This is a genomic window from Agathobaculum sp. TL06, assembly GCF_054658635.1.
Genome location: NZ_BAAGGY010000001.1, coordinates 120,205 through 131,841 on the forward strand (window position 1 = coordinate 120,205; position 11,637 = coordinate 131,841).

At 57.4% G+C, this 11,637-nt stretch carries 10 protein-coding genes and 1 tRNA gene; 1 reads left to right on the forward strand and 10 read right to left on the reverse strand.

From position 1 onward, the window contains the following. Positions 1-2: 2 nt before the first annotated feature. Both ACYQ3S_RS00550 and ACYQ3S_RS00555 read right to left on the reverse strand, forming a co-directional pair. Complete coding sequence (locus ACYQ3S_RS00550) at positions 3-1,925, reverse strand: HlyD family efflux transporter periplasmic adaptor subunit (protein ID WP_459686836.1); 1,923 nt, start codon at positions 1,923-1,925, stop codon at positions 3-5. 133 nt (positions 1,926-2,058) lie between these two features. Beyond that, on the reverse strand, positions 2,059-2,571 hold the full coding sequence (locus ACYQ3S_RS00555; RefSeq protein ID WP_459686837.1) for a hypothetical protein: 513 nt from the start codon (positions 2,569-2,571) through the stop codon (positions 2,059-2,061). A 116-nt stretch (positions 2,572-2,687) separates the two neighbouring features. Here ACYQ3S_RS00555 and ACYQ3S_RS00560 point away from each other — a divergent pair. Next, positions 2,688-2,763 (forward strand) — tRNA-Val (locus ACYQ3S_RS00560). Positions 2,764-2,864: 101 nt separating this feature from the next. Here ACYQ3S_RS00560 and spoIVA read toward each other — a convergent pair. The 8 genes from spoIVA to ACYQ3S_RS00600 all read right to left on the reverse strand — a co-directional run bounded on the left by spoIVA (position 2,865) and on the right by ACYQ3S_RS00600 (position 11,613). Further along, entirely contained in the window at positions 2,865-4,340 is a 1,476-nt protein-coding gene (gene spoIVA / locus ACYQ3S_RS00565) for a stage IV sporulation protein A (protein ID WP_459686838.1), read from the reverse strand. Between the two features lie 14 nt (positions 4,341-4,354). Continuing rightward, positions 4,355-5,833: a DUF3794 domain-containing protein gene (locus tag ACYQ3S_RS00570; RefSeq protein WP_459686839.1), complete on the reverse strand. Its 1,479-nt coding sequence runs from the start codon at positions 5,831-5,833 to the stop codon at positions 4,355-4,357. A gap of 191 nt (positions 5,834-6,024) precedes the next feature. After that, positions 6,025-6,171: a hypothetical protein gene (locus ACYQ3S_RS00575; RefSeq protein ID WP_162838357.1), complete on the reverse strand. Its 147-nt coding sequence runs from the start codon at positions 6,169-6,171 to the stop codon at positions 6,025-6,027. An 85-nt stretch (positions 6,172-6,256) separates the two neighbouring features. Continuing rightward, on the reverse strand, positions 6,257-6,766 hold the full coding sequence (locus tag ACYQ3S_RS00580) for a dCTP deaminase/dUTPase family protein (protein ID WP_459686840.1): 510 nt from the start codon (positions 6,764-6,766) through the stop codon (positions 6,257-6,259). A gap of 19 nt (positions 6,767-6,785) precedes the next feature. Next, positions 6,786-7,283 carry an anaerobic ribonucleoside-triphosphate reductase activating protein gene (gene nrdG, locus ACYQ3S_RS00585; RefSeq protein WP_459686841.1) on the reverse strand — a complete coding sequence of 166 codons (498 nt, stop codon included), beginning with the start codon at positions 7,281-7,283 and terminating at the stop codon, positions 6,786-6,788. Beyond that, positions 7,283-9,406: an anaerobic ribonucleoside-triphosphate reductase gene (nrdD, locus tag ACYQ3S_RS00590; protein WP_459686842.1), complete on the reverse strand. Its 2,124-nt coding sequence runs from the start codon at positions 9,404-9,406 to the stop codon at positions 7,283-7,285. The genes nrdG and nrdD overlap by 1 nt, the downstream gene beginning before the upstream one ends. A 120-nt stretch (positions 9,407-9,526) precedes the next feature. Further along, positions 9,527-10,903, reverse strand: coding sequence for a sensor histidine kinase (locus ACYQ3S_RS00595; RefSeq protein WP_459686843.1), 1,377 nt, complete (start codon positions 10,901-10,903; stop codon positions 9,527-9,529). Continuing rightward, positions 10,900-11,613, reverse strand: a complete 714-nt coding sequence (locus ACYQ3S_RS00600; protein WP_459686844.1) for a response regulator transcription factor — start codon at positions 11,611-11,613, stop codon at positions 10,900-10,902. The genes ACYQ3S_RS00595 and ACYQ3S_RS00600 overlap by 4 nt, the downstream gene beginning before the upstream one ends. Between the last annotated feature and the right edge of the window lie 24 nt (positions 11,614-11,637).

Here is an 11,637-nt window from a genome sequence, read left to right on the forward strand (position 1 = left end):
CTTTAGCCTACAGCTACGCCCATACCCATTTCAGCGTACAGGTCCTGCGGGCCGGACAGATACACCGTCGTCCCTTCCTCGATCCCCCACAAGATCTCGGTATTGGAGGAATCGGAAATACCCGTTTCAACCGGAACGAGCTGGAATTCGGGCGGGATGCCCTCCGTCCCCTCCGGAATGGGCAGCGTTTCGCTGAACGGAATCTCCTCGCCGTTTTCATCAACCAGCGGTTTGGCAAAAACCGCCGTGCCTTCTTCGGCGTATACGATCGCGGAGGATGGGACCATCAGGCAGTCTGGGGAGGAGGCGGTCGTGATCTGATATTCCACGCCCATGCCGATGGAAATGGACTGTCCCTCAATCGGATCGATGGCGATTACGGCGGGGAACGTCGCCATGCTGCCCTGGCCGCCGTTGTTGTTCTGGGTCGGTTCCAGCGCGATCGACTCCACGGTGCCGGTCAGCTGCAGCGCGCCGTCGTTTGTATACATGGTCATCACCGCAGGCTGGCCGGGCTGTACGGCGGAAACGTCAGTAGACATGATATCCGCGTTTACAATGATATCGTTCAGGTCCGCGACCACGACGAGCGGCTCGGTGCCGGCGACATCCTGCTCCGTATACGCGTTCAGGCTGACGACCACGCCGTCGATCGGCGATTTGATGGTAGAATCCGCGATCAGCTTCTTCAGCTCCGTGATCCGCTCCTGCTTTGTCTGGACCTGCTTCTGCGCGTTTGTCACGCCGTTGCGCGCGGTCACCACGGTATTCTGCGCATTCTTCAGTTCGTCCTGCGCGCTGTCGCTCGTCAGGGTCATGATCGTGGCGCCGCTGCTGTAGCTGTAGTAATCCAGACCGTTGAGCGTTTTGATCTCGCCTCCGGTCTGCACGGTCACCGCTTCCTCGCGGCTATATTCCAGCGTTCCGGATTCGGCCGGATAAACCTCTCCCGCGGAGCTGGTGGATATCGTCGCGGTCGCCATCATGCCCTTGGTAAGCGTTCCGGGATTATCCATGGAAATGACGACACGGAACAGCTTGACCCCTTCGGCCGAAACCTTCTGCGCGCTTTCGACCGAGGAAACCGTACCCGAAACCGAGCTCATCGCGGACGGAACGGAAACCGTTGCAGTCTGTCCGCTTTTGATATCGTTCGCATACGCCGCGCTGAAATACAGCGAAAGCTTCATTTTGCTGTCGTCGACCATATAGCCGACGATCTCCCCTTCACTGAGCTGCTGCCCGACATGGTAGGTCGTGCTTTTTCCCTCCGAGTCAGTGACCGGAATGATTTTTCCGGTAAACGGCGCGGTGATTGCCAGCTTGCTGATCCGCTTCTGGGCCGTGCTGACCGCGTTCTGCGCCTTGGTCACCTCGGCCTGCGCATCAGTGACGCCGCGGCGTGCGTCCGCCAGCTCATCCTCTGCGGTTTCCAGCTCTTTGCGGGTTTCGGTCGGGTTGACGACAACGAGCTTGTCCCCTTTTTTGACCTCATCCCCTACCGCGACCAAAACCTCGCTGACCGTTCCTTTCAAATCTCGGCCAAGCTCCTCGCGCTTTTTGGCGGCGGTACTGCCGCTTCCCTCTATGTAGGTTTCCAGCATGCCGCGGCTGGCGGTCGCTGTTTGCGTAACCGTTTCCTCCGTCCCCGCATTGCGGGACTTCAGGACAAGGAAGATACCCAGTGCGATCAGAAGCACCACCACCGCAACGCCGATGCCAATGCGCACGCCTTTGCTGAGCCTGCTCTTTTTCCGATTCATTTTATCGGCATATTTGTTGCGTTTCGGCATGCCCGACGCCTCGCTGTCAGTCCCCGCGCTTCCCCCCTGCGCGGAAACCGTGGATACGTTGGAGCCGCTTTTGGCGACGTGTGCGCCGCCTTTCTGGACCGGCATGTTCTGCTGCTTTTTTTCTTCGCTCATACTCGTATTCCTTTCTGTTCTCTATCCTGATGGGCATTAACCGTACCAGGCCGGTTAATTGGTACGCTTCACTATACCGTGTCCCGCACGGGATTGTCAACCGATTCAACCAAACTGTAATAAAAATGCGCGCTCATACCCCGAAAAAGGCGCGGAAAAAATCATGCACCTTTTCGGGCAGGCCGTCCAGGTCGCCGTCATTCTGGAAAACACCATCGTAGGCATATTCCAGCACGCCGTCATCCGAACGGTTTCCCAAAGCGCCGCGCGCCTGCTCCAAAGCGGGCCGCCGCACCAGAATTGCGGAGCAACTTTCTCCGACAGCCGACCGGAACCGGTCGATTTCCTCCGGCTCCCGAATATGGACAAACAGGATTTGGGCGTCTCCCTGCAGGAAGCGGCGGTACCGTTCCATACAATAGGAGAATGGCAGGTCGTTGAATTCCGTGCATACCTCTTTTAAGCGGGACAGGAAGCGGCGCGCTTCCGGCGTTTTCCGTCCGTCCCATCCGGCCGCATACGCGACATCCAGGATCGGAGTGATCGACGAGATGTTTTCCGCTTTCCAGAATCGGGCCGCCGCCGCGCAGACAGTGTCTTTCCCAACGCCTCCGCTGCCATTGATGACAAAAACATGCTTGTCCAACAAACTCCCTCCAAGGTGTCGATATTCATACAGATTTATCATAACACAATATATAGCGATTGGCAAGGCTTCCGCCCTGCCTTATAAACGGACGGTATGCTTACCGTCTGTTCCACGGACATTTAGCTCAGCTGGAAGAGCATCCGCTTGACGTGCGGAAGGTCGGCGGATCGAACTCGTCAATGTCCACCATAAAAGCCGTTTCTGACGAAACGGCTTTTCTTTGTAAATGGGATAAGGGGTTGACAGAAAAAACGCGCCCTCAGAAGAGGGCGCGCTTTTTCCAACATGATTTACAGGATAATGCAGATCAGACCGCCGGCGCTTTCGTTGATGATTTTTTCCAGCGTTTCCCGTATTTTCCCGCGTGCATCATCCGGCATGCGGCTGAGCTTATGCGACAATTCCTCCCGCACCAGCTCGTTGAGGGATTTCCCGAAAATATTGGTGTCCCAGATTTTTTCTGGCTGCTCTTCAAACTCGCTGAGCAGATAATGCACCAATTCTTCGGACTGTTTCTCCGTTCCTACGATTGGGTTGACCTCGGCTTTGATATTGGCGCGCATCAGATGGATCGAGGGGGCGGACGCACGCAGACGGACGCCGTACCGCCCTCCCTGCCGGACGATCTCCGGCGCCTCCAGGGAAAGCTCGTCAACCGACGGCATGACAATTCCATAGCCGGTCTGATATACCTGATCCAGCGCACCGCGCAGGCGCTCATACTGCTGCTTGACCTTGGAGAAATCATCGAGTACGGAAATCAGGTCGGCCGCATCCCCGATATGAATACCGGTCTGCTCTCCAACGATACTGTAGAACACGCTCTCCGGAATATCCACCTTAAGGCGCGCCGCGCCGGTACCCAGTGCAAGCTGGTCGATATCCACCCTTCCGATATAGTCATTTTCTGCAATCGCCCCGCACATGGCGCGGACATCGCGCATCTTCTGCCCTGTGCGTGCTGAGGAACGGATGGAGCGGTAAACGCTGGACTGTACGGGGTGTCCGTCAGGCAGGGCGCCGATATATCTCGGCAGAACAAATCCGATCTCTTTCACCGGAAATTCATACAGCACCTGCTGCAGGATATCCGCGATCCCCTTGTCGTCCAGTTCCATGCAGTTGACCGCGACCGGTTCAACCTGGTACCGCTCCCTGAGCGTACTGCAGACTGTCTGCGCGGTTTCCCCACGCGGGTCGGCGGAATTCACCAGAACGACAAACGGCTTGCCCATCTGGGTCAGCTCTTCGATCACCCGCCGCTCAGCCGGCTCATAGCTTTCCCGCGGTATCTCTGTGAAGCTCCCGTCGGTCGTAACGACAAGGCCGATTGTCGAATGCTCACCGATCACCTTATGCGTGCCGACCTCGGCCGCCTCGGCCAGCGTCATCGGTTCCTCCCGCCACGGCGTGGATACCATGCGCGGCGCGTCGTCCTCCATGCTGCCCAGCGCGCCGTCGACCAGATAACCAACACAGTCCACCAAGCGAACCCGACAGGAGCCGCCGTCCGGAAGGGCGATCTCCGCCGCCTCCTCCGGAACGAATTTCGGTTCCGCGGTCATGATCGTCCGTCCGGTACCCGATTGCGGCAGTTCATCGCGCGCGCGTTCGCGTTTATAGACGTTATCCATGCCCGGCAGGACCATGGTTTCCATAAAGCGCTTAATCAGCGTCGATTTGCCGGTGCGGACCGGTCCGACCACGCCGATATAAATATCGCCGCCGGTACGGGCGCTGATTTGGTTGTAAATTTGATTTTCCATAATATCCCTGCCTTTCAAGCCTGTATCGGAATCAGGAGCATGGTTTTCGACGCGCTGACCGCATCCGGCGGTAAATCATTTGCCCGCCGGATGGCTTCCATGGTCGTGCCGCAGCTTTTGGCTACTTCCCAAAGCGCCTGCTCCTGATCGATGTAACGCAGCACCAATGTAACGCCATCGTTGTTTTTGGGGGCTTCACTTTCCTCCAATGCGGTGATATTGCGGAACACGCAGCGCTCCTCCAGCGCTGCCATACCGGATACCGCCACGGACAGAAGCAGGCCGGTTTCGCCTGCCGCTGCGGCACGGGCATTCAGTTCGATCTGGGACAGCTCGCCCATAGCGGTACAGGAGGCCGTCAAGGGCAGCGTGCGCTGCAGCGCACAAAGCTGCTGTTCATCGTTCAGATATAAAACCTGCACCGCCGCCGTGAGCTGCAGCGTATTGGCCGCGGTATTTCTCTTCGCTCCGCAGCAGACAGCGCCGGCGTGGATGATATGGGACACATGCTGCGCGGTTTGCAGTGTTTCATTCACCTCCGCGGCAAACGGCGTCAGCGGCGGCATAGAATGGAGCGTCGCCTTTTCCTCCTGGATTTGCAGCGTTTTCCCCGGGATATACATGTCGTCGATCTGCTGGATGCTTTTAGTGCCGCGCACCGTGAAAGCGGCCTCCGCCGATATCGTATACGAAAGCAGCCCATCCGGCTCCAAACGGCAGTCGACCTCGTGCGCCGCCAAACGGACCGATACCGGATCGCCCTCTTCCAGATCTGGGATCTCCAATATCTGCGTAAACGGCGTGCTGTTTGAAAGCACGCGAACCGCATCATCCTCCTGCAGCGCAAGGCATTGCAGGACCGCCTCGCCCTTCAGCACAACTTTCCCACGCATCGCGCGGCATTCCGTGCTTTTCAGCGTGCAGGCTGTATGCAGGAGCTGCAGATCGTTCGCATCCTGCAGCGTCACGTCTTCCAAAATCGTAATCGGGCAGCTATGCGCCTGCTGTACAACGGTAACCGTATGGGGCGTGCGCAGCATCTGTATCTGCGGCAGCTCAACGCCCTCTGTGACCTGGCAGTCAGCCTTGCAGTAGCATTCCACCTCAAAGCAGAGCTGAGCGCTGACGTTCAGCTTCCGGCTGTTGACCGGCACTGCGTCCACCGCCGCGACACGGCACGACACATAACAGACGGCATCCGCATCCAGCCCGTCACACTCCTCTATATGGGCAAAGCTGATGGGAACGGACAGCCTGCGCAGCCCCTCCGTGTTTTCCGGCTGGTACAATATGGTGGTCTGCACGGCACCGGAAATCAGCAGACGTCCGTTCTGCGGTGTGCGGTCCTTGACCGCTGCCGTTCCATACGCGCAAATGACCCTTCCGATGTCCGGAAAGGTATCCGGAACGATCGAGTCGGAAGACTCGGTGCAGGAGGAAATCCCTGCAAGCCTTTTGTCATAGTAGCAGATGCTTGTTTGATTCAGTTCCATTGATGCTGCCTCCTTTGTTTCACTGCTGCTCCTGTTTAACGATATGTTCCCTTTTTGCGGAATATGAAAAAAGCAGAGGCTTTTCTGCCTCTGCTTTTCCCTCATGTAATATGGAACAGCTTGCAAAGAATACCGCGCAGATATTTCGGGCTTTTCCAAATTACCACTTTCATGCCTGCACCTCCCAGTTATCAGCATTGAAACAAAAACACGCCTGCCGCAATCAATGCGAGCGCCAGCAGCCACAGCAGCAGGCCGGACGGACATATGCTGCCGACAAGCAGGCCAAGTCCCAAACTGATCAACGCCAAACCGATCGCTTGCCCACGGCAGAACATTGCACATCACGCTCCTGTCATCAGTATAAGCAGCGTATCCGGAGATGGTGACAAAAAAGGGACCGCCAGCCGGCGGTCCCCCCTGTTATTTTGTTGTGCTGCCGAAGCCTCCGGTGCGTTCCCCGTCCGCGTCATCGTCTTCGGTTATGCCGAAAGGCAGGAAAATCCCTTGTGCGAACCCTTCTCCCCCCGCGATGGAAAGCGTCTTCCCCTGCCGGTTGGAATTGGTCATTTTGATAAAGATATGTCCTTCATTTTTTGCCGTGAAGTAATCGCTGTCAATGATTCCCACCGTATTATCCATCTGCAGGCGGTATTTGAACCCCAGGCCCGAACGGGGATAGATCTGCAGGACCCAGCCTTCCGCGATTTCCGCACGGATACCGGTGGGGATTTTGATGGTTTCATGCGGCACGAGCGAAAAGGCTTCGGGCGCAAAGAAATCATACCCCGCGGAGCCTACGGTCGCGCGGCGCGGCAGGCGGATTTTCTGGTAGACCATTCTTGCCTCGGATACCGAACAGCCGGTTTCTGCGCACCAGTCATCGATAAATTGTTTCTCCGATACCTTGTGAAATTTCGCGATTTTCTGCATATCTGCTCGCTCTTCCTCTCTATGTATTTTCTTTCAGCAAAACGGGAGCACGCTGCGTCAGCGACCGCCGTACATCGATCAGCCGCTGGTTGGCGCTTCCCCGCCAATGGAGCTGCGGCTCCGCCCGCTCCTGCACAAAGCGTCCGTCCACGACAACATCTACCGCGTCCAAAAACGGCAGGTTCTCGATTTCCTCCCACTGATAGCCCGTATACAGCCAGATGGTTTTTTTCGGAAACCGCCGCCGGATCTCGCGGCACAGCGCCCCCACCGTATCGCGGTTCACCGGAAAAAGCGGATCGCCGCCCGAAAAAGTGACGCCCGAAACATAATCCTTTTCCAGCTCGGCAAACAGCTCGGTCTTTGCCGCCTGATCGAACGGGATGCCGCCCTGCGCGTCCCACGTCACCGGATTATGGCAGCCGGGGCATGCATGGCCGCAGCCCGCGACCCACAGCACGACGCGCAGGCCCTCTCCATTGAGCATATCGTCCTTCGTGATGTTGTGGTAGCGCATTACATGCTTTTCCTTTCCGCGATCTCCGCCATTTTTGCGTCGTTCAGACGGGTGTCGCCCTTGACGCGCGAATAGGAAAGATATCCGTTCATACGGTCGATCTTGGTCAGGTTGCGGCTGCCGCATTTGGGGCATACATCCATCGCCAGCTCCTCGTGTCCGCAGTCGTCGCAGTAGGACAGGGACAGGTTGACGCCTTCATAATATCCCAGACGCATCGCGCGGCGGACCAGTGCGCGGATAGCCTCCAAATTATAATCGATCGGGTATTTTACATACTGGATCTTGCCGCCGTTGCACAGGTTCCAGAAGCGTCCCTCCAAGTCCTGCTTTTCGATCGGGGTCAGTTCTTCGGTCACATGGCAGTGGAAGCTGTTGGATACATAAGGCCGGTCGGACACCCCTTCGATTATACCATACTTTTTCCGGAATTGCTCTACCTGAAGTCCGCAAAGGCTTTCGGCGGGCGTTCCGTAAATCGCATAGAGGTTGCCGTCCTCCTCTTTGAACTGGTTGACCCGCCGGTTGATGTATTCCAGGGTTTCGAGCGCAAAAGCGCCGTCCTCCACCAGGGATTTTCCGTTATACAGCTCCTGCAGCTCATTGAGCGCGGTGATGCCGAACGAGGCGGTCGCGGTTTTCATGATGGGCTTGATCTTGTCCGACGGCTTGAGATGGCCGCCGTAAAAGCCGCCCTCGCAGTACGCCAGCGGGTTGGTGGAGGCGCGCATCTCCCCCAGGTACGCATAGGTGCGGATATGCAGCTTACGGATCAGGTCGAGATAGTAGTCCAGCACCTCGTGGAACGGACGATTCTCCTGCTGCGCCCTGGCGTAAATCATCGGCAGATGCAGCGATACCGCGCCGATATTCCAACGGCCGATGAATACCGGCTTGTCCTCTTCATCCGCCGGCTTCATACCGCCGCGTTCATACCACGGGGACAGGAAGGCGCGGCATCCCATCGGGCTGACGATTGCGCCGTATTTTTGATACATGCTGGGAACATACCCTTCTCCCGAAAGCGAGAGCCAGTCCGGATACATGGCCTTGGAGGAGCATAATATCCCCGCCTCAAACACATCCTCCAGCGGTTTGCCGGGGCCGTGCAGCTCCTCGTCGTAAAGGAAAACGATTTTGGGGAACAGCACCGGCTTTTTCTGCCCCTTTTTCCCCTGCCCTTTCCGGCGGACATGCAGCATTGTGATCGAGGCGAGCTTGGCAAACCGGCCCGTGCCGGTACCCATGGTCATCGTAATGAACGGATAGTCGCCGCGGCTGGAGGCCACGGTGTTGAATTTGTACTCCCAGCCCTGGAACCCCTGTTCAAAATCGTTCAGGATATCCGCCATGACCTCTTTTTCGACTGCATCCGCATCCAGCCCCAGGCGGCTGTATTTTTCAGTCAGCAGTTTGTAGCTGCGTTCCGCGTACGGTTCCAGCAGAAGATCGACCGAGGGTACGGTAAAGCCGCCATATTGCTGACTGGCAGCGGACAGCACGATGTCCCCGATCACGTCGAACGCCACGTTGAGCGTTTTCGGCTCGTTATACCACAGGTTGCCCATTTCAAAGCCGCCTTTGAGTACATGCTCTACGTCAAACAGGCAGCAGTTCATCGTATCGCGGCGCGCGGACATATCGTGAATATAAATATAACCGTCTCGGCAGGCCTGCAGCTCCTCCGTATTCATGAAAAACTTCTGGTACAGCTCCTTATTGAGCTGGTTGAAAATCAGGCTGCGCTTGGTGGAAACCAGCGCAGAATCCGTATTGGAATTCTCCTTGTCCCCGATATACATGATGGACTGGCTCTTCTGGTACACACTGTCCAGCATGCCGACAAAGTCCTGCTTGTAGTTGCGGTAATCGCGGTAGCTTTTAGCGACTTCCGGACGCACGGCCTCCAGCGCAGCTTCCACAATATTGTGCATCTGCCAAATCTGCACCTCTGTCATGCCGTGATCTCGGATATATCCTTCCACATGGCCGCAGATCGCTTTAAGCTCATCCTCCGTGAAGGTATACAGCACACGGTTTGCCGATTTATTAACGGCAACGACAACCTTTTGTATATTGAACGCCTCTTTGGTGTGATCCTTTTTGATAACGCGTACCATCATTTTTCCTCACTTGTGTTATTTGGTAGTGGGAATAATTATAGCATACCATATATGGTATGAAAAGAGGCGCACGGTCAAAAATATTCCACAAAAACAACCGGCTGAATTTGACGGTTTTTGTCATGGTTCAGGTTGCCTTTCCCGTGGGAAGCTGAGCGTCGCCAGCAGCCCCGGCTGGGTATTGGCAAACCGCGCCCTGCCTCCGTGTGCGCGGGTGATCTGGCGCACCAGCACGATGCCAAGGCCGTGCTGCGGCAGCTGCTCCCCGGCGGGGCGCCGCATCTGCGCCAGTACCGCCCGCGGAAGGCCGGCACCGTTATCGGCAACCGAGACCGACCAGGACTGCGGAGAAACGGAAAGGGACAGCTTGATATGCACGCTTCCGGTGTTGTGAAGGACGCTGTTGCGCAATAAATTATCCACTGCACGCCGGAGCAGCGCTTCGTCTCCTGTCACCGTCAAGGCGCCGGCCTCGGATGGGATATCCACCTCCAGCGATACCCGATCGTCTGCCAGCGTATTGAGCAGTTCGGCCGCCGCTGCGCGCAGCATCGCCGCTGGTCGAAAACTTCCCTGGTGCAGCGGCTGCAGCTCGTATTCCAGCTTGGAGGCCAGATTCAGATCGCTCACCAGGCGGCCGATCCGCTGGCTCTGTTCACGGATGATGCGCGCTTTGTGCCGCGCCTCCTCGGGCAGCGCTCCGCTGCTTTCCAACTGCGCCGCATTCCCCTGCACCAGGGACAACGGGGTGCGGATATCGTGCGAAACGCCTGCGATCCACTCGGTGCGTGTCCGGTCGCGCTTCTGCAGCATTGTCCGCTGCGTGGAAAGCTGACGGGAGACCCGATTCAAGTCGGCGGAAAGCTGCCCCAGCACACCGCGTTCAGCAAGCCGCGTCCCCTCCCCCTTTGCCAGCGCGCCGATGCCCTCCGCAAGCGGCGCGGCGGCGCGGTACATGCGCCAACCAAGCAGCAGCGCAAGCGCCAGCGCGACCAGCAGGTTCAGCGCCAGTACGCCGGGCGCCCATACTGACAATTGCTCGATCGTATAGGCGGAGGCCCGCATCAGGTATTTCCACTCGCTGCCCGGCTCGCTGGCGAGCACCAGCAATCCATCCGCATCCGACCATACATAAACCGGATAATCCTCCAGGTACCAGCGGGAAAAGGAGGCGATCTCTCCCGCCGTATACTGTCGGGGCAGGTTTTCCGGCATGCGGTCGCTCCAGACAACAGCGCCGCTGTCGTCAAGCTGCATTGCCCAGGCATAACGCTCCTCCATTGCCCGACGCGCTTCTGCGGAAACAGCAAAGCGTCCGTCCGGCTGGCGCTCAATCCCGTCAGCGATGACCCCGACGCGGTCCTCCGGTCTGGGTTTCTCATCCGAACAATGCAAAATGAAGCCCAGCATCACACCCAGATTCAGGATCAGCAAAAACAGCCCCACGCCGATTGCCGCGCCCACATACCGTCCGAGTATCCTGCCAAGCCCCTTCATTGCGTATCCTCCCGTGCGAGCTTGTACCCAAGGCCGCGCACCGTCAGCAGCCAGCGCGGCTTGGAGGGATTCTCTTCAATTTTTTCCCGCAGCCGGCGGATATGCACCATAAGCGTATTTTCGTAGCCAAAGTTTTCCTCGTCCCACACGGCGCGGCACAGCGCGTCTATGGTAACGATATTGCCCCGATTATCCGCGAGCTTGCGCAGCAGTGCGTATTCCTTTGCGGTCAGCGGCGTGGAGCTCGCGTCACGAAGCACCAGCCCGCTGCCCCAATCCACAACCGTTTCCCCCAGCGATAGACGCTCCCCCGCATTTTGCAGATTCGCGGCATAGGAACGCCGGAGCACCGCGGTCAGCCGCAGCACCAGCTCCTGCGGAAGAAAAGGCTTGGCGATATAATCATCCGCCCCTAAACCGAGTCCGTGCAGGCGGTCCGCATCCGCATCGCGTGCGGAAAGGAACAGAATGGGGATATCTCTTTCCCGCCGCAGCTCCTGCAGCAGTGAAAAGCCATCGCCATCCGGCAGCATCACATCCAGCAGGATCGCCTCCGGCCTGATATCACTCGCCGCCCGCCGCGCCTCTGTACAGCTTTGCGCGGTATATACCGCGAGGAAGCCTGCCTGCATCAAAATCTCCTTTATCATATTGCAGAGCGCCGCCTCGTCATCCACAATTAATATTTTACAGCTATAAATATCCCGCATATTGCATCACCCCAGCTATGATAA

Excerpts from the sequence above, each read along its gene's own strand:
- ACYQ3S_RS00550 (WP_459686836.1), bottom strand. The coding sequence starts at position 1,925 with ATGAGCGAAGAAAAAAAGCAGCAGAACATGCCGGTCCAGAAAGGCGGC.
- spoIVA (WP_459686838.1), bottom strand. The coding sequence starts at position 4,340 with ATGGAAAATCAAATTTACAACCAAATCAGCGCCCGTACCGGCGGCGAT.
- ACYQ3S_RS00570 (WP_459686839.1), bottom strand. The coding sequence starts at position 5,833 with ATGGAACTGAATCAAACAAGCATCTGCTACTATGACAAAAGGCTTGCA.
- ACYQ3S_RS00575 (WP_162838357.1), bottom strand. The coding sequence starts at position 6,171 with ATGTTCTGCCGTGGGCAAGCGATCGGTTTGGCGTTGATCAGTTTGGGA.
- ACYQ3S_RS00580 (WP_459686840.1), bottom strand. The coding sequence starts at position 6,766 with ATGCAGAAAATCGCGAAATTTCACAAGGTATCGGAGAAACAATTTATC.
- nrdG (WP_459686841.1), bottom strand. The coding sequence starts at position 7,283 with ATGCGCTACCACAACATCACGAAGGACGATATGCTCAATGGAGAGGGC.
- nrdD (WP_459686842.1), bottom strand. The coding sequence starts at position 9,406 with ATGATGGTACGCGTTATCAAAAAGGATCACACCAAAGAGGCGTTCAAT.
- ACYQ3S_RS00595 (WP_459686843.1), bottom strand. The coding sequence starts at position 10,903 with ATGAAGGGGCTTGGCAGGATACTCGGACGGTATGTGGGCGCGGCAATC.
- ACYQ3S_RS00600 (WP_459686844.1), bottom strand. The coding sequence starts at position 11,613 with ATGCGGGATATTTATAGCTGTAAAATATTAATTGTGGATGACGAGGCG.